Source organism: Methylobacterium sp. J-077, assembly GCF_022829365.1.
In the GTDB taxonomy this organism is placed as follows: Bacteria; Pseudomonadota; Alphaproteobacteria; order Rhizobiales; family Beijerinckiaceae; genus Methylobacterium.
The window spans coordinates 1-21,589 of record NZ_JAKSYJ010000201.1 but is presented as its reverse complement, the minus strand read 5'-3'; the positions used below and the strand labels follow the sequence as shown (position 1 = coordinate 21,589).

The window sequence follows — 21,589 nt, the reverse complement described above, 5'->3', positions numbered from 1 at the left end:
CGGCAGCCCTCGGCGATATGGGGCGGCTGCAGGCTCTGGTCCGTCGGGATCAGCTCGAGGCCGTGCGCCGCAGCGTTCTCACGGCAATTCCGGTCAACATGCTGCTCGGGCTCGCCAGCGTGCTGGTGGCGTTCCAGGGCGGCAACGGCCGCGCCGGGATGATCTGGTACGCGGCCTCGACCGGCGCCAACCTCCTGCGCAACGGCTTGTGCCGGGCGGCCTGCTCGGGCCTCGCCCTGACAGCCGCGATGCCGCCGAACATGGCTGCGGCGGCCTCGCGCTCGGTCGAGGTGCATCTGCGCGCCAGCACCCTGGCAGCTTTGCTGTCCGGGCTGGTCTGGGCATTCCAGCCCCTGCTCTGCGCCGGCTACACCTCCCCGCAGACCCTCTTCTACCTCACCATCACCTGCGGCATCACTGCCGGCGCGGTCACGCACGGCACTGCCTATGCCCGGATCCCGTGCAGCTTCATTTTGCTGCCGCTGCTGTCGGTGGCGCTCTGCCTGTTCGCCGCCGGCGGGTTCGACCGATGCTGCCTCGGCGCCTGCGTGCTGCTCTACCTGGCCGCCCTGTCGCGCAACGCCTTCCAGAGCGAGGCCGGCTTCCGCGAGGCGAGCCGTCTGAAGAACGACGCCAATGCGCTGGCCCGCTCCCGGGCCGAAGCCCAAGCCAGCGCCAATGCGCTGGTCGAGGAGATGCGCTGGCGCGCGACCCATGACGACCTCACCGGCCTGCTCAACCGCGCCGGCTTCATCCAGCAGGCCGAGGCTCGCCTCGACCTGCTCGCCGCCGAAGGGAAGGCCGGCACCGCCTGCCTGCTGCTCCTCGACCTCGACGGCTTCAAGTCGGTCAACGACGTCTACGGCCACCAGACCGGCGACCGCGTGCTGGTCGAGGTCGCCCGCCGGTTGCGGGCCGCCTTGCCGCCCGGGGGACTGGCCGCTCGGCTCGGCGGCGACGAGTTTGCCGTCCTGTACGATCCGGTGGCGACCGGCGTACCCTACGCCGTCCTGGCCGGCGGCCTGATCGCGGCGGTCACCCAGCCGTTCGACGGTTTCGATGAAGGGCGGCTTGGGGTCAGCGTCGGCGTCCATGGGGAGCCGGAGCCCAGCCTGATGGCGATGCTGAGCTACGCCGACGAGGCGCTCTACGCTTCGAAGGCCGCCGGGCGGAACCGGTTCCGGCTGTTCGACGTGGGGCTGCGCGACCGTCTGGAGATGCGGCGGGACCTGGAGCGCGACCTCTCGCAGGCCCTGGTCGAGAACGCCCTCGAAGTCTGGTTCCAGCCGATCTACGCGCTCGATGCCCGGACCCTGGTCGGGCTCGAGGCGCTGGTGCGCTGGCAGCATCCGCGCCTCGGCTGGATCGCGCCCCCCGACCTGATCGCCGCGGCCGCGATGGCGGGACTGACCGAGTCGCTCCTGCGCTTCATCCTCGATCAGGTCTGCCGGATGATGCAGATCCTGCGCGCGGAGGGGCTCGGCACCGTCCGGGTGGCGATGAACGTCTCGCCCCGCGAGATGGCGCAGATCCCGGTGGACGAGATCGTCACCGGGCGCCTCGGGGCGCTGGGCCTGCCGCCCGCCCAGCTGGAGATCGAGATCACCGAGGAGACCGCCCTCGATCTCGGTGCCGTGCAGGGCAAGCTCCAGGCACTCTCGCGTGCCGGCATCCGGGTGGCGCTCGACGATTTCGGCATCGGCTACTCGTCGCTGTCGTCGCTGCGGCAGCTCCGGGCCGACCGAATCAAGATCGACCGGAGTTTCGTCACCGGGCTCAGCATTTGCGACGACAAGCGCGGGCTGGTGCTCGCCGTGCTCGGCCTGGGCAACCTGCTCGGGCTTGAAGTGGTGGCCGAAGGGGTCGAGTCGGAGGAGGATCTGCAGATGCTGCAGGCGATGGGCTGCCCGTTCCTGCAGGGCTACCATCTCGGCCGGCCGATGCCGGTGCAGAAACTGAAAGCCACGCTGCTCGCTGGCCGGACGAAGGCGGCCTGACGCGCCGGAAGCGGCCTCACCCCAGCCGGTAATCCGTCATCCGCGCCCGCCGGGCGCTGCGGCGATAGGCCATCACCGAGTCGGGCCACAGGGTCGTGTTGCGACCTTGCGCATCGAGGTACCAGCTGCGGCAGCCGCCCGTCTGCCAGATGCTGTCGGCCAGCCGGGTCTGGATCCGTTCGAGGAACCGCGCCTGCGCCTCGGGACGGACCTCAATCGCCCGGGCGCCGCCGCGCAGGGCTTCCAGGCAGTCGAGCACATGCCGCACCTGCACCTCGATCATCGAGACGATCGAGTTGTGTCCCAGGCCGGTATTGGGGCCGAGCAGCATGAAGTAGTTCGGGAATCCCGCGACCGTGATGCCCTGGTAGGCGCCCATTCCGGCGCCGGCCCAGGCGTCGGCCAGGCGCAGGCCGTCGCGCCCGACGAGATCCATCCGGGCGAAGCTCCCGGTAACGTCGAAGCCGGTGGCGTAGACGATCGCGTCGAGGGCGTGGGCGGTACCGTTCGCAGTGGTCACCCCGGTCTCGGTGATCCGGGCGATGTCTCCGGTCTCGAGGGTCACGTTCGGGCGCTGCAGGGCCGGGTAGTAATCGTCAGAGATGAGCACGCGCTTGCAGCCGAGGCGGTAGTCCGGCGTCAGCTTCGCCCGCAGGTCCCGGTCCTTCACGGCCTTGGCCAGGTGGTGGCGGGCCAGGCCCTCGGCCTGCTTGGTCAGCTTCGAGACCTTGGTGAAGCCGAACAGCGCACGCAGCTCGTGCAGCCAGAACAGCCGCGCCCGCTCGATCCGCCGCAGCAGCGGCAGGCGCCGGTAGCGCGCCTTCGCGGCCTCCGGGATGGCATGGTCGTGCTTGGGCATGATCCAGGGCGGCGTCCGCTGGAACAGGGTGAGGTGGGCGGCGACCTTGGCGAGTTCCGGCACGACCTGGATCGCGCTCGCTCCGGTGCCGATCACCCCGACGCGCTTGCCCGCAAGATCGACCGAATGGTCCCAGGCCGCCGTGTGGAAGGCCGGACCCACGAAGGAATCCCGGCCGGGCAGGTTCGGATAGGCCGGATGGTGCAGGCCGCCCATGCCGGAGACGATCACCCGGGCGGTCAACGGCCCGCGATCGGTCTCCACGTGCCAGAGGGCGCGGGCCTCGTCCCAGGTCGCGCCGGTGAAGGCGGTCTTGAGCTGGAGCAGAGGCATCAGCCCGTTGCGCTCGGCGGTCTCGCGCAGATAGGCGCGGATCTCGGGCTGGGGCGCGTACATCCGCGTCCAGTCGGCCTTCGGGGCGAAGGACAGCGAGTAGAGGTGCGAGGGCACGTCGCAGGCAGCACCTGGATAGGTGTTCTCGTGCCAGGTGCCGCCGATCCCCTCGGCCTTCTCGATCACCCGCAGGGGGCCGATCCCGGCCTGCTTGCAGCGGATCGCCATGGCGAGGCCGGAGAATCCGGCGCCGACGATCAGCACCTCCAGGATCGTCGGTGCGGCGTCTTGCGCATTCATCGCGAAGCACTCCCCGATCCGCCCGCTTGCTGCGGGGCGTGCACCTTCAGAAAGTTGGCCGCCTCGTCGAGGGAGGTCCGCGCCTCTGGCAGCATGTGGGCGGCGAACTGCCAGGCATGGGCCACGACCGGGAAGACTTTCAGCTCGGTCACGACCCTGGCCGCCCGGGCCTTCTCGGCCATGCGGATGGAATCGTCGCGCAACACCTCGCGCTCGCCGACGTGGAACAGCAGGGGCGGATATCCGGTCAGGTCGGCGTTGATCGGCGAGATCCGCGGATCGGCCGGGTCGGCCTTGCCGAGATACATCGTCCGGATCACCGCGAGCGCTCCGGGTTCGAACATGGCGTCGCGCCAGGCATTGGTGCGCCGGGAGCCGTCCTCGGAGACGAAGTCGGTGGCCGGCGAGAACAGGGCGGTGGCCCAGGGCATCGGCAGGCCGCGCGCCCGCGCCTCGCCGATCAGCACCAGGGCCATGTTGGCGCCGGCCGACTCGCCCGCGACGCAGGCCGGTCCTTCGGCGCTGAAAGCCTGCCAGACCGCCGTCACGTCCTCGACCGCGGCCGGAAACGGGTGCTCGGGGGCGAGGCGATAGTCGGGGACGAACAGCGTGAAGCCGCGGTTGGCCAGCGCGCCGGTGACGGGCCGGTGGGTGCGCGGCGAGCAGGCGATGAAGCCGCCGCCATGGATGTACAGCATCCGCAGCCCCGGGCCGGATTTCGGCCGGACCCATTCCCCGCGCACGCCGCCGAGCGTGCCGGGCTCGTAGGTGACGCCCTTCGGGTCGGGGAAGGCCGGCGCCTCGAAGATCCGGCGGAACGTGGCGGCGTCCCGGGCCTTCGACAGGGGGCCGCGGACTTTGTTTCGGACCATCCAGGTGCCGAGATACGCACGCAGGCTCGCCATCTCAGACCTTTCCGCCGGACAGGCGCACGATCGTCTTCCAGTAGCCTGCCGGCATCAGGCGCTGGATCAGGGCCGCGCTCTTCGCGTCCTTGCCGATCAGGATACGGGGCTGCCGGCGCTCGATCCCCCGGATGATCGCCGCCGCCGCTTCGTCGGGCGCGAGCGTCAGCAGCTTCCCGAACGCCTCCCGGGCCTTCTCGTCCTCGACCCGGGCGCGCTCGGCCGCCTCCGGATCGCTGGGCGGGCGCGTGCCCCGGGCGCTGCGGGCGATGGCGGTGGCGACGCCGCCCGGATGGACCACCGTCACCCCGAGCCCGGTGCCGGCAAATTCGTGCCGCAGGGCCTCGGTGAAGCCGCGCACCGCGAACTTGCTGGTGGCGTAGGCGACCTGGCCGGGCGGGGCGATCAGCCCGAACAGGCTCGACAGATTGACGATCTGGGCCGCCGGCCTGGCGCGCAGCATCGGCAGGAAGGCGTGGCACATCCGCACGACGGCGCGCAGGTTGATGTCCATCAACCACTCGAAGTCTTCGAGATGCGTCTCGTCGAACCGCCCGCCCAGCGCCACGCCGGCATTGTTGATCAGCACGTCGAGGCGGCCGAAGCGGTCCGATGCCCATTCCGGGAGCTTCTGGATCGCCTCGGCGTCGGCGAGGTCGAGAACCCACGTCTCCACCGCGGCGCCGACCGTGCGGACTTTGCCGGCGACGGAGTTCAGGCCTGCCGCGTCGCGGTCCACCAACAGGAGGCTGCAGCCCCTGGCCGCCAATCCCAGCGCCAGGGCAGCGCCGATGCCGCTCGCCGCGCCGGTGATGAGCACCACGGCGCCCGCGAGTTGGAGTTTCTGGGCCAAGCCGCGCCTCCCGTTCCGCCGGGCATGCCCGACGACCGCACGGGGATAGCCCCGGCTGTGCGGATTGTCTAGGGTGAACACCCTAGACTGGAATTGGGTGTGATGCTGCGAGGCGACAGCCGCAGAAGGCGAGGGGGCGACGGCCCGGATCTGTCTATGGGGACGCGCGAAAAAATCCTCGCGCAGAGCCTCGCGCTGTTCAACGCCCGCGGCCTCGGCCGGGTGACCACGGCGGAGATCGCCGCAGCGTCCGGGATCCGGGAGGGCAACCTCCAGTACCATTTTCCGCGCAAGAGCGGGCTGGTCGAGGCGCTGTTCTCGGCCTTCGAGGCGGAGGCCGAAGCGGTTGCCGGGCGCATGCCGGCCGATCCCGCCGCTCCGGAGGCGCTGCTCGGCTATCAGCGCGGCTGGTTCGACCTGATCTGGCGCTATCGCTGCATCTACCGCGACGGCATCGCCATGGTGGAGATCGCCCCGGCGTTGCGCCCGCGGGTCCATGCCCTGCGGGCGCGGACGCAGGCGCTGGCCCGCGGCGTGTTCGAGGCGGCCCAGCGGGCCGGGCGGCTGCGGATCGCGCCGGACGCCCTGGGGCGGCTCATCGACAACGCCTGGATCGTGTCGAGCCACTGGATGAGCCACCGGCTCCAGGGTAGCACCGAGCTGACCCAGGCCGATCTCGACTGGGGTTTCGCGCAGGTGCGCGACCTGTTCGCCCCCTACCTCGTGGCCGATCGCCCGAGCTGACAAGCGGTTGGCCCGAACCTTCCATCTACCGGCCAAGCTCGGACTCAAAGGAAGCGATGCCCGACCGACTGACCCATGCCGGCCTCTCGATCCTGCTGCTGCTGGCGATCGCCGCCCTGTTCTCCGCCAACCGCCGGGCGATCCGCCCCCGGGTCGTGCTCACCGCCCTGGCCCTGCAGATCGGGCTCGGCGCCCTGGTCCTGTTCCTGGCCGCCGGGCAGGCCGCCCTGAAGGCCGCCGCCGACGTGGTGGCGACGGGGCTCTCCTACGGCGACCGCGGCACCGCGTTCCTGTTCGGTGGGCTGGTCGAGCCGAAGATGTTCGAGCTGTTCGGCGGCTCCGGCTTCATCCTGGCCCTGCGGGTGCTGCCGCAGATCCTGTACGTCTCGGCGCTGATTGGGGTGCTGTACCATTTCGGCGTGATGCAGGCGCTCGCCCGGGTCCTCGGCGCCGTGCTGCGGCGGATCCTCGGCACCTCGCCGATCGAATCGTTCTCCGCGGTGATCACCATCGCCATTGGCCAGAGTGAGATCGCGGTGGCGTTGCGCCCGTTCCTGCCGCTGCTCACCGGGGCCGAATTGTTCGCCGTGATGGCGAGCGGCGCCTCCTCCACCGCCGGGTCGATCCTGGCGGGCTACGCGGCGCTCGGCGTGCCGATGACCTACCTGCTCGCGGCCTCCGTGATGGCGATCCCCGGGGGGCTGCTCTACGCCAAGATCCTGATGCCCTCGACCGAGCCGACCCGGATCGCCACCACCCGGGTGGAGTTCGGCGAGACCCGGGCGGCCAACATCATCGAGGCGGCGGCCGACGGCACCCAGAAGGGCCTCGCCGTCGCGGTCTCGGTCGGCGCGATGCTGATCGCCTTCGTCGGATTGATCGCCCTGGCCAACGGGATCGTCGGCTATTTCGGGGGCCTCGCCGGGTATCCGGCGGCCTCGATCGAGGGCGTGCTCGGCCGGGCGCTCGCGCCGCTGGCCTGGCTGCTGGGGGTGCCCTGGGAGAGCGCCGCCCTGGTCGGCGGCGCGATCGGCCAGAAGATCGCCTTCAACGAGTTCCTGGCCTACGCCAACCTGGCGCCGAACCTGAAGGGTGGCGCCCTCGACCCGCGCTCCCAGGCGATCGTCTGCTTCGCCCTGTGCGGCTTCGCCAACTTCGCCTCGATCGCGATCCAACTCGCCAGCTTCTCCAGCTTGGTCCCCGAGCGCCGCGCCGAAGTCGCCCGCTACGGGCTGCGGGCGATCCTGGCCGGAACGCTGTCGAACCTCACCAGCGCGGCGATCGCCGGGATGTTCGTGACCTGACGGCGGGTGCGTCAGAGACGGAGAGCCGGGCTCCCCAACCCGGCCTCCTTCGGGGACAGGTAGGTCGGGTCGTGCGTGAAGGGCAGGGGGCGTCCGTCCCGCAGGGCGTTAAGGATTTCGGCGAAGCCGGTTCGGCAGCGGAAGCCGAGCGCGGTCTCGGCAAGATGCGAATCATAGACCCGGCCGATGCTGGCGGGCAGCGTCCAGCCTTGCCGCGCGTAGAGCTGGGCGGCATCGGGAAAGTGGCGCGCGATGACCGCAGCGGCGTCCCGCTTCAACGCCCTTGTCTCGGCGCGATCGAACGGCGTCGGCGCGGACAGGATGAACAGGCCGAAGCCGATCTCGGGCGCGCGCATCAGCGCCGCGACGTGCCCCTCCGCGGCGTCCTCGACGGTCAGGCGCCGGTTCAGGAACTCGTTGGCCTTGAGGTTCTGTCCGGAGAGCACCCGGTGCGTGTCGTCCTCCTCCGGGAAGAACCGGGCGGTGCGCAGGACCACGCAGGCCAGCCCGCGCTCGGTGGCGGCGAGCCGGCACAGGCCCTCGGCGGCGAGCTTGGTCACCCCGTAGATGTTGCGCGGCGCCAGCGGCCCGCTGGTCTCGTCCAGCCAGACCGCCGCGTTGCCGGCCTCGTCGCGGGTCGCCTGGCTGATCATCAGCGACGTCGTGGAGGTGAACACGAACCAGTCATTGCCGGCCGCCTACGCCGCCTCCAGGAGGTTCAGCGTGCCCGTGACGTTGCAGTCGATGAAGGCCTGCGCCGGGTAGCGCGCGATGTCTGGCTTGTGAAGGGCCCCGGCATGGATCACGGCCTCGATCCCGCGATCGAACGCCCGGCTGACGATACCGCGATCTGCCACGGAGCCGACCAGATCGGTCTCGGGGCCGGGAGCCAAGTCGAGGCCGGTCACGCGATGGCCGAGGGCCCGCAGGCGCGGACCCAGGAACCGGCCGAGCCAGCCGGAGGAGCCGGTGAGCAGGACATGCATGGCCCGATCCTGAAGGACCGGCGTCCCCGATCCGGGGATCGCCAAGACTTCTTGGAAGATCCCGGGAAGCGTCGGCTATACGCCGACGCCGCGGGATGTGATCGGAGCGAAGAAACCCGAAGCGCGACCGGCAAACAAGATCGTCTGCATGAGCCGCGCACAAACAAAAAGCGCCGCCTCAGATGAAGCGGCGCTCAAAACCGTCCGGTGGACGAACGTCTCAGTTGAACGTGTCGATCTCAGCCGACTCGTAGCTGGTGACTTCCATGCCGACGCAGATTTCGGACACGACGGGAGCGGACCAAGCCATGATTGCCTCCAGGTAATGAATGATGGGACGATGAAAACCTTGGGTCCCGGATCACTGAGCGACCCGGGTCCGGGTCGACTCAGTTGAAGGTGTCGATCTCAGCCGACTCGTAGCTGGTGACTTCCATGCCGACGCAGATCTCGGATACGATCGGGGCAGACCAAGCCATGGCGTTTCTCCTCGTTGCTGATGAGAACCATATAGCCAATATCTTGGACGCAATACAAGTGAGCACAACACTTATATTTCTCATAGGGAGCGGGCGGGAGCGCGGCGTCCCAAGCCGCGGTTCCCGGCCACGCCCCGCCACGATCGTGAAATAGGGCGTGGAACACGCGCTGGTTTCGGCTTGACGGAATTTTCCCGTGGGAGCACGAGGCACCCGCGTTGTGCCGCCAACCGGGGGTGCGGCGCTCCCTTTCAGCATCGACCAGCGAAGCGACGTGCCAGACCGATCGTGCCTGCCGTGCCCGGCGCCGCGCCGTCATCCCGCCTGAGCCGCTGAGGGGCCCGGCCGCGGGGTGAGCGGCGTGGGGCACCGGTCGCGGCCCTCAGCCAGCAAGACCGGCGGCGCGCCGTCTCGTAACCCGCGAGGCGAGGCCATGAACGAGATCGCCCCCATCGACGCGCGCGTCGACCCGTCCGTGCTGGCCGCGCGCCTCTCGGACGAGCGGGCCCCCGATATCGTCGAGGCCCTGAACGGCGAGGCCCCCGAGGTCGCCGCCGCGATCATCCTTGGGCTGCCGATGGATCGGGCGATCGAGGTGCTTGACCAGCCCGAGCTGGATCTCGCCGCCGACATCATCGAGATGCTGCCGCGCGACCGGGTGGCGAGCTACCTCTCGGGCATGTCGGCCGACCGGGTCACGGACGTGTTCCGGGAGATCGAGGAGCCTGGCCGGTCCGACCTGCGCGCCCGCCTCGATGCCGAGACCCGCGGTGCCGTCGACCGGCTCTCGGCCTATGGCGAGGAGACGGTCGGCTCGCTGATGACCACCGAGTTCGTCACCGTGCCGGGCACCTGGACGGTGGGCCAGACCCTGGAGCACATCCGCTCGGTCGAGAAGACCCGCGAGACCGTCTACGCGATCTTCGTGCTCGATCCCCGCACCCGGGCGCTCACCAAGGCGGTGCCGCTGCGCCGGCTGATCTCGGGCGACCCGAACGACAACGTCCTCAGCGTCGCCCCGGGGCGGCGCCCGCTCGCGGTCTCGCCCACGGCGAGCCGCGAGGAGGCCGCCCGGCTGATCTCGAAATACGACCTGCTGGCGCTGCCGGTGGTCGACGCGGTCGGGCACGTGATCGGCATCGTCACGGTCGACGACATGATCGACGCCATGATCGAGAAGCAGACCCAGGACGTGCAGCGCTTCGGCGGCATGGAGGCGCTGCCCGAGCCCTACATGGATATCGGCTTCTTCACGATGATCCGGAAGCGCGCCGGCTGGCTGTGCGCATTGTTCCTGTCGGAGATGCTCACCGCCTCGGCGATGCAGGGGTTCGAGGGCGAACTGGAGAAGGCGATCGTCCTGACCCTGTTCATCCCGCTGATCATGAGCTCGGGCGGCAATTCCGGCAGCCAAGCGACCTCGCTGCTGATCCGGGCGCTCGCCCTGCACCAGATCCGGCTCGGCGACTGGTGGCGTGTGGCCCTGCGCGAATTGCCCACCGGCATCGTGCTGGGCAGCATTCTCGGGGTGATCGCGGTGATCCGGATCGTGGCCTGGCAGAAGCTCGGCCTGTACGATTATGGCGAGCACTGGCCGCTGGTGGCCGCGACGGTCGGCACGGCATTGGTCGGCATCGTGATGTTCGGCTCCCTCACAGGTTCGATGCTGCCTTTCATCCTGCAACGGATCGGCTTCGACCCGGCCACTGCCTCGGCCCCGTTCGTGGCGACCCTGGTCGATGTCACCGGGCTCGTGATCTATTTTTCGGTGGCGCTGCTGATCCTGCGGGGGACGCTGCTGTAGGGGAGGCGACGCGCCTCTCCCTCCTCCGCAGAGGGGGGAGGGCGTGGTGTTTCAGGGGCTACCTGCCAACGGCGTCGTATAAGTCCGACAATCCCACGGCCTCGGCCAGCCGCTTGCGCTGCACCTTGCCGTTGGCGGTCCGGGGCAGCGCTTCGAGGAACCGGATCTCCCGCGGGCGCTTGTAGGCGGCGAGGCGGCTCTCGCACCAAGCGAGCAGGTCCGCCGCGTCGGGCGCGGCGCCGGGCTGGAGCACGACGAAACCGCAGATGACCGAGACGTCCGCCCGCACCGGCAATTCGGCGACCCCGACCTCCGCCACGGATGGGTGGGCGGAGAGCACGATTTCGACCTCGTTCGGCGAGACCCGGTAGCCCATCGCCTTCATCAGGTCGTTGTTGCGGCCCTCGAACCAAAGGTAGCCGTCGGCATCGAGCCGGGCGAGGTCGCCGCCGACGAACCAGTCGCCGCGCATCACCTCGGCCTCCTCCTCGGGGCGGTTCCAGTAGCCCAGCATCAGCGCCGGCTCCGAGCGGTGGATGGCAAGCAGCCCGGTTTCGCCGGCGGGCAGCGGCTCGGGCGGGCCGTCGACCGGCAGAATCGCCACACGCCGCCCCGGCTGCGGGCGGCCCGGGGAGCCCGGGCGGACCGGGATGGTCGGGCCGCTGGAGATGTAGGTGGAGATCTCGCTCATCCCGAGCGCCTCGTAGAGCGGCTTCCCCGTGGCCTGGGTCCAGGCCTCGAGCAGTTCCACAGACAGGGGCTCGCCCGCGGTGCAGCCGTGGCGCAGGCTCGACAGGTCGTGGCGGGCGAGGTCGCCGTATTTGAGGATCTGGCGGTAGAGGGTCGGCACCGCGGCGAACAGGGTGGCGCCGTATTCCGCGATTAGGCGTGGCCAGACTGCCGGGTCGCGGGGGCCGTCATAGAGCACCGCGGTGGCCCCCACCGACCAGGGGTCACTTAAGCCCACGCCCAGCGTGTAGGTCCAGTTCATGGTGCCGGCATGCAGCATCACGTCGGATTCGGAGAGCCCGATCCAGTGTTCGACCATCGGCCAACGGCCGAAGGCGGCCCGGTGGGCGTGCAGCACGCCCTTGGGCCGGCTGGTGGTGCCGGAGGTGTAGATGAGCATCGCCGGATCGTCGGCAGCGGTGTCGGCGTAGTCGGGCAGCGGCGGCCCCGCCTTCAGGGCGGCGATGGCGGCGGCGTCGAGCAGGAGGCGCGTACCCAGGGCTTCAGGCGGGACCATGCAGCCGCCGCCGATCACGATGGCCGCCGCACCGGAATTTTCGATCAGGAAGGCGGCCTCGCCCTCGGTCAGCTGCGGCGAGGACGGCAGTGCCACGAGGCCGGCCGCCAGGGCGCCGAAATAGACCAGGACGTAATCGGCCTCGTTGCCCATCCGGATCATCACCCGGTCGCGGGGCTTCAGGCCGAGTCCCAGCAGGCCCGCCGCGATGCTCCGCACCGCCCGGTCGACCTCGGCGAAGCTGAGCCGGCTCGCGGTGCCGCCGCCGACCAGCACCAGGGCGGTCTTGTCGGGACGCAGCCGCGCGTTCGCGGCAAGGCAATACCGGGCTGCGTTGAAGCGGGCCGGGGGATGACGGTGTTCGGGTTTCGTAGCGTCGGGCAAAGGGCGTCCCCCGATTGAGGTTTTGCCCCGGTGTCCCGCATCGGCGCGCCGCCCGTCAACCGTAGGTCGGGACGGGCGGCGATGCTTTGGCGATCAGGTCCGCCGCTGGGCCTGGCCCTCTTGCTCCTCGAAGCCCTTGAGCACCTTGTCGAGGGTCATCGGGTATTCGCGGATCCGGATGCCGGTGGCGTTGTGGATGGCATTGGCGAGAGACGCCCCGGCGCCGCAGATGCCGAGCTCGCCCAACCCCTTGCTCTTCAACGGGTTCGACTTGTCGTCGAGCTCTGGAAGGAAAACCGCGTCGATCACCGGAATGTCGGCGTGGACCGGCACATGGTACTCGGCCATGTCGTGATTGACGAAGAAGCTGTAGCGCGGGTCGACCACCGCATCCTCCATCAGCGCGGCGCCGACGCCGAAGGTCATGCCGCCAATCGCCTGGCTTCGCGCGGTCTTCGCGTTGAGGATGCGGCCGCCGGTGAAGACCCCCAGCATTCTCCGAAGCCTGATCTCGCCGGTGTCGGCATCGACCCCGACCTCCGCGAAATGGGCGCCGTAGGAGTACTGCGAGAACTTTTCCTTCATCTCGCCCGGCTTGATCTCGCCGGAGGCCTCCAGGCCGGTGCCCGCGAGATCAGTGAGGGATTCCGTGCGGTTGCCCGACGTCACCGCGCCGTCCCGGAAGGTCGCGCCCTCGGGGTTGAGATCGCCGGCCTTCAGGAGCGCCTGCCGGAGGTTGTCGCAGGCGACGTACAGGGCCGAGCCCGACGATCCGGCGCCGAACGAGCCGCCGGAGCCGGACGCGAACGGGAAGTTGGTGTCTCCCATCTCGACCCGCACTCGCTCGAGCGGCAGGCCCAGCATCTCGCCGGCGATCTGGGTGAGGATCGTGTAGGTTCCGGTACCGGGATCGGTCATCGCCATGCGGACCACCAGCACGCCGTCCGGCCCGAGCCGAACCTTGGCGGAGGACGGCATCAGCGGGTTGAGCCGGGCGGCGGCCGACATGCCCATGCCGACGAGCCAATTGCCCTCGCGCCGGCTGCCCGCGGCCTGCCGCTTGTCCCAGCCGAACAGGCGGGCACCCTCGCGCATGCAGGGCACGAGCTGGCGGGTGGAGAACGGCACCTTCTTCTCGGGATCCTCGGCGGGCTCGTTGCGCACCCGCAGCTCGATCGGATCGATCTTCAGGTGCTCGGCCAGCTCGTCCATGGCGCACTCGAAAGCGAGCTGCCCCACGGCCTCGCCCGGCGCGCGCATCGATGACGCGATCGGCATGTTTAGGTTGACGAGCCGGTGGCGCGTCACCCGGTTCTGCGCCGCATAGAGCGAGCGGGTGACGTTGGCCGAGGTCTCGAAGAAGCCGTCGCCTTCGGCGGTGTCGGACCAGGATTCGTGGCTGATCGCCGAGAGCTTTCCGTCCTTGTCGGCCCCGAGCCGGATCCGCTGCACGGTGTCGGTGCGGTGGGTCGCGACGTGGAATTCCTGCTGGCGGGTCAGCGCGACCTTCACCGGGCGCTGGATCACCTTGGAGGCCAGGATCGCCAGGGTCGCCTCGGGCTGGACCTGCAGCTTGGCCCCGAACCCGCCGCCGATGTAGGGGCTGACGATCCGCACCTTCTCGGGCGCCAGCTTGAGCACGGAGCCCAGCGCCTTCTGGCCGCGGTTCGGCATCTGGTTGGCGGTGTACAGCACCACGCCGTCGCCCTCCCAGGAGGCGATGGTGGCGTGCGGTTCCATCTGGGCGTGGATCTGCGGCGGCGTCGTATACTCGACCTCGAGCTTCACCGGAGCCGCCGAAAAGGCCGCGTCGAAATCGCCGAGCTTGGAATCCGGCGGCGAGTTGATCGGCTTCGGCTCGTAGGCCGCGGCCATGTTGTCCTTGAGCAGGGCCTTGGGCTTGGCCGCGTCGTAGCGGACCTTGACCAGCATCGCGGCAGCCCGGGCCTGCTCGAAGGTCTCGGCGACCACGAAGGCCACAGGCTGCCCGTAGAACTTGATCTCGGTGCCCTGCAACTGCGGCCAGACCTGCTCCTTCTTCTCGCCCTGCTCCGGCACGTTCTCGTGGGTCAGCACCAGGATCGTCCCCGGGGCCCGGCGGGCGGCCTCGGCGTCGATCGCCTGGATCGTGCCGGCCGCGATCGCGGCCGGCACGATGAACCCGTAGGCCGGGTTCTTCAGGGCCTTGGTCTCGTAGGCGTAGGGCGCGTGGCCGGTGACCTTCAACGGTCCGTCGACCCGGTCCAGCGGCTTGCCGACGAGGCCGTCGGGCCGGTCGTCAAGGGGCGTCCGGCCGATCGGCTGGTTCATCTCCATGGGATTTGTCCTTGCTGGATCTTACGCGCGGGTCGCCTGCGCCATGACGGCGCGCAGGGTCCGCCGCGTCAGCGGGATCTTGAAGTCGTTGGCGCCGTAGCCGCGGGCGCCCTTCAGAACGGCGTCGGCGGCGGCATCGGCCGAGCCGGTCCGCATCAGCGCTTCTTCGGCCTCGGCCACCCGCCAGGGCTTGTGCGCCAGCCCGCCGAAGGCGAGCCGCGCCGCGGTGGGCTTGCCCCCCTCGGCGCCGGCGATCACCGCGGCCACCGAGACGGTCGCGAAGGCGTAGGACGCCCGGTCGCGGACCTTGCGGTAGATGTGCTGGCCGGCCACGGGCTTAGGCAGCGTCACCGCGGTGATGATCTCGCCCTTGCGTAGGTCGGTCTCGATCTGCGGCGTGTCGCCGGGCAGCCGGTGGAAGTCGGCCATCGGGATGCTGCGCGCCTGGCCGGCCGGATCCACGGTCTCGACGGTCGCGTCCAGCGCCCGCATAGCGACGTTCATGTCGGACGGGTTGGTGGCGATGCAGGAATCGCTGGTGCCGAGCACCGCCATGATCCGGTTGAACCCGCCGATCGCCGAGCAGCCCGAGCCGGGCTCACGCTTGTTGCAGGGCATCGCTGTGTCGTAGAAGTAGTAGCAGCGCGTCCGCTGGAGCAGGTTGCCGGCGGTGGTCGCCTTGTTGCGCAGCTGGCCCGACGCGCCGGCAAGCAGCGCCTTCGCCAGCACCGCGTAATCCTTGCGCACCCGCGGGTCGGCGGCGAGGTCGGAATTGCGCACCAGCGCGCCGATGCGCAGGCCGCCCTCCGGCGTCGCCTCGACCTTGTTGAGGGGCAGCCGGTTGACGTCGATCAGCGTCGCCGGGGTCTCGATCTGGAGCTTCATCAGGTCGAGCAGGTTGGTGCCGCCGGCGATGAACTTCGCGTTCGGCCGCTCGGCCGCGAGCTTGGCCGCATCCTGCACGGTGGCGGGACGCTCGTAGGTGAAAGCCTTCATGTCCGCCCCCTCAGAGGTTGCTGGCGGCGGTATCGCGGATCGCCGCGACGATGTTCGGGTAGGCGCTGCAGCGGCAGATGTTGCCGCTCATCCGCTCGCGGATCTCGGCGTCGCTGAGGCTCGGGTTCGAGGCGATGTCCTCGGTGACGTGGCTCGGCCATCCGGCCTTGGCCTCGCTCAGCATGCCCACCGACGAGCAGATCTGCCCGGGCGTGCAGTAGCCGCACTGGAAGCCGTCATGGGCGATGAAGGCCGCCTGCATCGGGTGGAGCTGGTCGCCGGAAGCCAGGCCCTCGATCGTCGTGATGGCGTCGCCCTCGTGCATCGCCGCCAGCGTCAGGCACGAATTGATGCGTCTGCCATCGACCAGCACCGTGCAGGCGCCGCATTGCCCGTGGTCGCAGCCCTTCTTGGTGCCGGTGAGCGCGAGGTTCTCGCGCAGGGCGTCGAGCAGGGTGGTGCGCGTATCGAGGACGAGGTCGCGCGGCTGGCCGTTGATCGTGAGCCGCACCGGCATGGTCTGCGGAGCGGGATCGCCGGGCGCCGCGGCCGCGGGGGCCGCACGGACGCCGATGGCGCCCAGCGCGCCCGCCACGGCGCAGCCTTCCACGACGGCGCGGCGCGTCAGGGCGAGCGGCTTGGCGAACGACTTGGTCGGAGTCTCGTCTGTCATGCTGCTGTCCCGCCCATGCGCGACGCTCACGGCGCGGCGCAGCCTGGAATTCAATGTCCCAACTCCAGCATCGGCGGATTAGATCCGATCCAGACTGCGCCCGTTCACCGCGGGCGCAAACCGGCACCGCGCGGTTCAACGCTGGTCTATCGGCCGGCACGATCCAGGTGAGGCGATCGAAGCCTGTCCTTCGGAGTCCTCAGAATGGCCGTCACCGTCCCGACCCTGCCCCTCAATGACGGGCGCCGCATCCCGCAGATCGGTTTCGGCTGCTGGCAGCTCTCGGATACGCAGGCGCCCGACCTCGTCGGCCACGCCCTCCAGGCCGGCTATCGGCTGATCGACACGGCCGCCGCCTACGGCAACGAGGCGGGCGTCGGCCGCGGCATCCGAGAGGCGGGGGTGCCGCGCGCGGACGTGTTTCTCACCACCAAGTTGTGGAACGACCGCCAGGGCCGCGACGCGACCCGACGGGCCTTCGACGAGAGCCTGAAGCGCCTCGGGCAGGATGATGTCGACCTCTACCTGATCCATTGGCCGTGCCCGCAGCGGCGCCTGTTCGTGGAGAGCTGGCGCACGATGATCCAATTACGCGACGAGGGCCGCGCGAAGTCGATCGGCGTTTCCAATTTCACGCCGGAGCACATCGCCACCCTGCTGGCCGAGACCGGCGTCGCGCCTGCCGTGAATCAGATCGAGTTGCACCCGCATTTCCAGCGGGCGGAGCCACGAGCCGACGATGCCCGTCACGGCATCGTGACGGAGTCTTGGAGCCCGCTCGGTCAGGGCAAGGAGCTGAACGACCCGGTGATCATCGCCATCGCCAAGGCCCACGGGAAGAGTCCGGCCCAGGTCGTGCTGCGCTGGCAGGTGCAGATCGGCTGCGTGGCGATCCCGAAGACCGCCCGGCCCGAGCGCGTCGTCGAGAACGTCTCTGTGTTCGACTTCACGCTCAGCGACGCCGAGATGGCGCAGATCGCCACCCTCGACCGGCCGGACGGTCGGATCGGGCCGGACCCGGCGACGTTTTGCTGAGCTCCGAGGCCTTCGGCGGCGCAGCATAACACCGCGTCGCAAAAGATTTATGCTCAAGGCTAGCATATCTAGACAGACGGGTCCGGCGCCCATAAGTTAGACGGCACAATGCTCAAACTGAGCATAATGGAGGACGCCATGACGGCGACCGTGTCACCCGTCTCCCGTATGTCGGTTCCGGGCCTGCCGCTGCCGGATCTCTACGCCCGTGTCAGCCGCCACGTTCCCGCGATCGAGTGGCCGGCCCTCGCCCCCGATATCGAGGCGATCCTGCGGCTGAAGCGCGAGCGCAACGCCGTGATCCTGGCGCACAATTACCAGGCGCCTGAGATCTTCCACACGGTGGCCGACATCGTCGGCGACAGCCTGGCGCTGGCCCGCGAGGCGGTGACCGTCGAGGCGCAAGTGATCGTGCTGGCGGGCGTCCATTTCATGGCCGAAACCGCCAAGCTCCTGAACCCGGGCAAGACCGTCCTGATCCCCGATATGGGCGCGGGCTGCTCGCTCGCCGATTCGATCACCGCCGCCGACGTCCGCGGCTTGCGGGCCAAGTACCCGGGCGTGCCGATCGTGACCTACGTGAACACCTCGGCCGCCGTGAAGGCCGAATCGGACCTGTGTTGCACCAGCGGCAACGCCGTCGCGGTGGTGAAGTCCCTAAACGCCCCCCGGGTCCTGATGATCCCGGACGAGTTCCTGGCCCAGAATGTCCAGGCCGAGATCCCGGAGATCGAGATCCTGACCTGGGCCGGCCATTGCGAGGTGCACGAGCGGTTCACGCCCGGCGACATCCGCGACGTGCGTGACAGCTACCCGGGCGTAACGGTGATCGCGCACCCCGAATGCCCGCCGGACGTCGTCGCCGAATCGGACTTCTCCGGCTCGACGGCGATGATGATGGACTTCGTGCTCCAGAAGCGCCCGAGCCAGGTCGTTCTGGTGACCGAATGCTCGATGGCCGACAACATCGCGGCGGCGAACCCGGACATCGAGTTCATCAAGCCCTGCAACATGTGCCCGCACATGAAGCGGATGAGCCTGAAGAACATCCGCCGCGCCCTGGAGACAATGACCCACGAGGTCACGGTCGATCCGGCGCTGGCCGACCGCGCCCGGGCGGCGGTCGAACGCATGCTGCTGGTGCGCTAGCCATGAACGCCGTCTCTCCCAACATGGCCGACCGCGTCGTCGTGGTCGGCGGCGGCGTCGCCGGCCTCAGCGTCGCCCTGCGGCTCGCACCGCGTCCGGTGACGCTGATCACCGCCTCGGCCCTGGGGCTGGGCACCGCCACCGGCTGGGCGCAGGGCGGCATCGCCGCCGCGGTCGGGGCCGACGATGCGGCCGCGCTCCACGCCGCCGACACCGAGGCTGCCGGCGCCGGGCTGACCGAGCCCGACGTGGCGCTCCGGGTCGCCCAGGCGGGGCCGGGGCTGATCGACTGGCTGGTGCGGATCGGCGTCCCGTTCGACCGCACCGAGGACGGCGCCCTGGCCCTCGGCCTGGAGGCGGCACACGGCCGCCGCCGCATCGTCCGCTCCGGCGGCGACGCCACCGGCGCTCGGGTCCTCGAAGGCCTGGTGCGGGCGGTCCTGTCCGCGCCCTCCATCGAGGTCGTCGAGGCCCGCGCCTGCGACCTGCTGCGGGACACGAACGGCGCGGTGGCCGGCATCGTCGCCGAGCGCGACGGCGCCCGGTTCCGCATCCCGGCCCGGGCCGTGGTGCTGGCCACCGGCGGCGTCGGCGCCCTCTACGCGGCAACCACGAACCCCCCCGGCGCCGTCGGCGGCGGCCTGGCGCTCGCCGCCCGGGCCGGGGCGGTGATGCGCGACATGGAGTTCGTGCAGTTCCACCCGACCGCCATCGCGGCCGGCGCCGACCCGATGCCGCTCGCCACCGAGGCGCTCCGCGGGGAGGGCGCCCGGCTGATCGACGAGACCGGCGCGGCCGTCATGGCCGGGATTGCGGGCGGCGATCTCGCGCCCCGTGACGTGGTCGCCCGGGGCATCTTCCAGGCGCTTCAGCGCGGTCGCATTGTCTACCTCGACGCCCGCGGCGCCCTCGGGGCGGCGATGCCGAGGCGGTTTCCGACGGTGGCGGGTCTGTGCGCCGCCGCCGGCATTGATCCGGCTGTGCAGCCGATCCCGGTCCGCCCGGCGGCCCACTACCACATGGGCGGCGTCAAGGTGGACGCCCACGGCGCCACCTCGGTGCCGGGCCTCTATGCCTGCGGGGAGGTCTCCTCCACCGGCCTGCACGGCGCGAACCGGCTCGCCAGCAATTCCCTGCTGGAGGGTCTGGCCTATGCCGGCTTCATCGCCGACGCCCTCGACGCCCCGCTCCCGGGGGCGATCGTGCCCGAGACGGCGGCGCCCCGGTCAGTCGCCGACCTGCCGGCGATCCGGCGGCTGATGGAGGCCAAGGTCGGCGTCGTGCGCGACGCCGCCGGCCTCGCCGAGGCGGTGTCGGTCCTCGAGCCCCGGGCGGAACACTGCGACGCCGCCCTGGTGGCGCTGATGATCGCCCGGGGGGCACTCGCTCGCCAGGAAAGCCGCGGTGCCCATTGGCGCAGCGACTTTTCGCATTCTGCTCCGGCGGCGCACACCGAGACGACACTCGCCGCGTTGAAGGCCGAGCGCCGGGAGACCATCACCGCAGGGACGGAGCTGACGCCATGACGCCATCGGTCCTGTCGGACGAGATCCTGCCCCTGCCGCGGCTCCTGGTGGAGCCGGTCGTGCGCGCTGCCCTGGTCGAGGATCTGGGCCGGGCCGGCGACATCACCACCGACGCCATCGTGCCCCCGGGCGAGCGGATGCGCGGCGTGATCGCCTCCCGCCAGGCCGGGGTGATCTCCGGCACCGATGCCGCTTCCATCGCTTTCGCACTCATCGACCCGGCCGTGACCGTGACGGTCGAGCGCGGCGACGGCGCCCGCGTCGTGCCCGGCGACGTGGTCCTGCGCCTCGAAGGGCCCGCCCGGGCGATCCTCACCGCCGAGCGCGTCGCCCTGAACCTGCTCTGCCGGATGTCGGGCGTCGCCACCGCGACGAACGGGCTGGTCGAGGCGGCGCGCCCGCACGGCAAGGCCTCGATCGTCTGCACCCGCAAGACCACCCCGGGCCTGCGCGCCCTGGAGAAGCACGCGGTCCGGGCCGGCGGCGGCTCGAACCACCGCTTCGGCCTCGACGACGCGGTGCTGATCAAGGACAACCACGTCGCGGTGGCCGGCGGCATCGTGCCCGCCATCGAGCGTGCCCGGGCGCGGGCCGGCCACTTGGTCAAGATCGAGTGCGAGGTCGACAGCCTCGACCAGCTGGAGGAGGCCCTCTCGGTCGGCGTCGACGCGGTCCTCCTCGACAATATGGGTCCGGACCTGCTGACCCGCGCGGTCGCGATGATCGACGGCCGCGCGCTGTCGGAAGCCTCCGGCCGGATCACCCGCGAGACCGTGGGCGCGGTCGCGGCCTCGGGCGTCGACCTGATCTCCTGCGGCTGGATCACCCATTCGGCGGCGATCATCGACCTGGGGCTGGACGCAGCCTGATCCACAAGACGCTCTCTCCGCGTTCGCGGAGGGGGCGACAGTCTTCATTTCGCTGTCATCACGTTCTGGTGACAAGTCTTCGTCGTGCTCGCGGCGGAAATGGTTTAAGTCTTTCGCCCCGCATCCGGCTTGCTAAGGTCGCTCACGACAGCGACGCCATCGACTGGATACGCCCGTGCGCCAAGCCTTCAGTCCCGCGGCTGCCCCGCCGGTCGCCCTGCCTGCCGCGCCGGTGGCGCGAAAGCCCGGTGCGGCCCGGCACGGACCCGGCCCGGCGCTGATGCTGGGGGCGCTCGGCGTCGTCTACGGCGATATCGGCACCAGTCCGCTCTACGCCTTCAAGGAGGCCGTGAAGGCGGCGGCCTCCGGAGGCGCCGCGGTGCCGGCTGCGGCCATCGGGGCGGTGTCGCTGATCCTGTGGTCGCTGATCCTGATCGTCTCGCTGAAATACGCGGTGCTGATCCTGCGCGCCGACAACCGGGGGGAGGGCGGCATCGTCGCCATGCTTGCGCTGCTCGGTGCCCGGCAGGCGCAGCCGGGCACCTGGAAGGCCGTGCTGCTGGTGGTCGGCTTGGTCGGCGCGGCCCTGCTCTACGGCGACGGCGCGATCACCCCGGCGATCTCGGTGCTCTCGGCCATCGAGGGATTGAAGGTCGACGCGCCGGTGCTGACGCCGTTCGTGGTGCCGCTCACCCTCGTGATCCTGGTCGCGCTGTTTGCGATCCAGCACAAGGGCGTGGCGGTGATCGGCCGGGTGTTCGGCCCGGTGATGCTCGTGTGGTTCGTGGTGTTGGTCCTGCTGGCGATCCCCAGCATCCTGCGCGCGCCCGA

18 protein-coding genes and 1 pseudogene are annotated in these 21,589 nt (G+C 70.2%); 9 read left to right on the top strand and 10 right to left on the bottom strand.

Annotated features, from left to right (window positions below; all coding sequences use genetic code 11):
- The first annotated feature begins 17 nt into the window (after window positions 1–17).
- A complete protein-coding gene (locus tag MKL11_RS24085; RefSeq protein ID WP_243947962.1) occupies window positions 18–1,997 on the top strand; it encodes a putative bifunctional diguanylate cyclase/phosphodiesterase in 1,980 nt (659 codons plus the stop codon).
- A gap of 16 nt (window positions 1,998–2,013) precedes the next feature.
- Here MKL11_RS24085 and MKL11_RS24080 read toward each other — a convergent pair whose 3' ends face one another.
- From MKL11_RS24080 to MKL11_RS24070, 3 genes are read right to left on the bottom strand one after another with little or no spacing between them, the layout of a single operon-like run.
- Window positions 2,014–3,489 (bottom strand): flavin-containing monooxygenase, encoded by a 1,476-nt coding sequence (locus tag MKL11_RS24080; RefSeq protein WP_243947927.1) that lies wholly within the window; start codon window positions 3,487–3,489, stop codon window positions 2,014–2,016.
- Window positions 3,486–4,394, bottom strand: a complete 909-nt coding sequence (locus tag MKL11_RS24075) for an alpha/beta hydrolase (protein WP_243947925.1) — start codon at window positions 4,392–4,394, stop codon at window positions 3,486–3,488. The genes MKL11_RS24080 and MKL11_RS24075 overlap by 4 nt, the downstream gene beginning before the upstream one ends.
- A gap of 1 nt (window position 4,395) precedes the next feature.
- Window positions 4,396–5,247, bottom strand: coding sequence for an SDR family NAD(P)-dependent oxidoreductase (locus MKL11_RS24070; protein WP_243947923.1), 852 nt, complete (start codon window positions 5,245–5,247; stop codon window positions 4,396–4,398).
- 156 nt (window positions 5,248–5,403) lie between these two features.
- On the opposite strand from MKL11_RS24070, the gene MKL11_RS24065 reads away from it, so the two are divergent.
- Together MKL11_RS24065 and MKL11_RS24060 are read left to right on the top strand one after the other, a co-directional pair.
- Entirely contained in the window at window positions 5,404–5,991 is a 588-nt protein-coding gene (locus MKL11_RS24065) for a TetR/AcrR family transcriptional regulator (RefSeq protein ID WP_243947921.1), read from the top strand.
- A gap of 56 nt (window positions 5,992–6,047) precedes the next feature.
- On the top strand, window positions 6,048–7,295 hold the full coding sequence (locus MKL11_RS24060; protein ID WP_243947920.1) for a NupC/NupG family nucleoside CNT transporter: 1,248 nt from the start codon (window positions 6,048–6,050) through the stop codon (window positions 7,293–7,295).
- 11 nt (window positions 7,296–7,306) lie between these two features.
- Here the strand turns inward: MKL11_RS24060 and MKL11_RS24055 are convergent.
- The 3 genes and pseudogenes from MKL11_RS24055 to pqqA (MKL11_RS24045) all read right to left on the bottom strand — a co-directional run bounded on the left by MKL11_RS24055 (window position 7,307) and on the right by pqqA (MKL11_RS24045) (window position 8,760).
- Window positions 7,307–8,281, bottom strand: a pseudogene (locus tag MKL11_RS24055) (NAD-dependent epimerase/dehydratase family protein).
- A 220-nt stretch (window positions 8,282–8,501) separates the two neighbouring features.
- Entirely contained in the window at window positions 8,502–8,591 is a 90-nt protein-coding gene (gene pqqA, locus MKL11_RS24050; protein ID WP_007559225.1) for a pyrroloquinoline quinone precursor peptide PqqA, read from the bottom strand.
- A 79-nt stretch (window positions 8,592–8,670) separates the two neighbouring features.
- Window positions 8,671–8,760, bottom strand: a complete 90-nt coding sequence (gene pqqA, locus MKL11_RS24045; protein WP_007559223.1) for a pyrroloquinoline quinone precursor peptide PqqA — start codon at window positions 8,758–8,760, stop codon at window positions 8,671–8,673.
- A gap of 433 nt (window positions 8,761–9,193) precedes the next feature.
- Between pqqA (MKL11_RS24045) and mgtE the strand changes: the two genes are divergently transcribed.
- The gene (gene mgtE, locus MKL11_RS24040; protein WP_243947919.1) at window positions 9,194–10,564 is read left to right on the top strand and encodes a magnesium transporter; all 1,371 of its coding nucleotides are present in this window, start codon (window positions 9,194–9,196) and stop codon (window positions 10,562–10,564) included.
- 58 nt (window positions 10,565–10,622) lie between these two features.
- Here the strand turns inward: mgtE and MKL11_RS24035 are convergent, their stop codons facing one another.
- The 4 genes from MKL11_RS24035 to paoA all read right to left on the bottom strand — a co-directional run bounded on the left by MKL11_RS24035 (window position 10,623) and on the right by paoA (window position 16,179).
- Complete coding sequence (locus tag MKL11_RS24035) at window positions 10,623–12,194, bottom strand: class I adenylate-forming enzyme family protein (RefSeq protein ID WP_243947918.1); 1,572 nt, start codon at window positions 12,192–12,194, stop codon at window positions 10,623–10,625.
- 93 nt (window positions 12,195–12,287) lie between these two features.
- Window positions 12,288–14,510, bottom strand: coding sequence for a xanthine dehydrogenase family protein molybdopterin-binding subunit (locus MKL11_RS24030; protein WP_243947917.1), 2,223 nt, complete (start codon window positions 14,508–14,510; stop codon window positions 12,288–12,290).
- A 21-nt stretch (window positions 14,511–14,531) separates the two neighbouring features.
- Window positions 14,532–15,506, bottom strand: coding sequence for an FAD binding domain-containing protein (locus MKL11_RS24025; protein ID WP_243947916.1), 975 nt, complete (start codon window positions 15,504–15,506; stop codon window positions 14,532–14,534).
- Between the two features lie 10 nt (window positions 15,507–15,516).
- A complete protein-coding gene (gene paoA, locus MKL11_RS24020; RefSeq protein ID WP_243947915.1) occupies window positions 15,517–16,179 on the bottom strand; it encodes an aldehyde dehydrogenase iron-sulfur subunit PaoA in 663 nt (220 codons plus the stop codon).
- A gap of 204 nt (window positions 16,180–16,383) precedes the next feature.
- Here paoA and MKL11_RS24015 point away from each other — a divergent pair, with 204 nt between their 5' ends.
- The 5 genes from MKL11_RS24015 to MKL11_RS23995 form a co-directional block, all read left to right on the top strand.
- Complete coding sequence (locus MKL11_RS24015; RefSeq protein ID WP_243947914.1) at window positions 16,384–17,214, top strand: aldo/keto reductase; 831 nt, start codon at window positions 16,384–16,386, stop codon at window positions 17,212–17,214.
- A gap of 138 nt (window positions 17,215–17,352) precedes the next feature.
- Complete coding sequence (gene nadA, locus MKL11_RS24010; RefSeq protein ID WP_243947913.1) at window positions 17,353–18,363, top strand: quinolinate synthase NadA; 1,011 nt, start codon at window positions 17,353–17,355, stop codon at window positions 18,361–18,363.
- Window positions 18,364–18,365: 2 nt separating this feature from the next.
- The gene (locus tag MKL11_RS24005) at window positions 18,366–19,889 is read left to right on the top strand and encodes an L-aspartate oxidase (protein WP_243947911.1); all 1,524 of its coding nucleotides are present in this window, start codon (window positions 18,366–18,368) and stop codon (window positions 19,887–19,889) included.
- On the top strand, window positions 19,886–20,758 hold the full coding sequence (gene nadC, locus MKL11_RS24000) for a carboxylating nicotinate-nucleotide diphosphorylase (protein ID WP_243947909.1): 873 nt from the start codon (window positions 19,886–19,888) through the stop codon (window positions 20,756–20,758). The genes MKL11_RS24005 and nadC overlap by 4 nt, the downstream gene beginning before the upstream one ends.
- Before the next feature lie 280 nt (window positions 20,759–21,038).
- A partial coding sequence (locus MKL11_RS23995; protein WP_243947959.1) for a KUP/HAK/KT family potassium transporter occupies window positions 21,039–21,589 on the top strand: 551 nt, incomplete at its 3' end.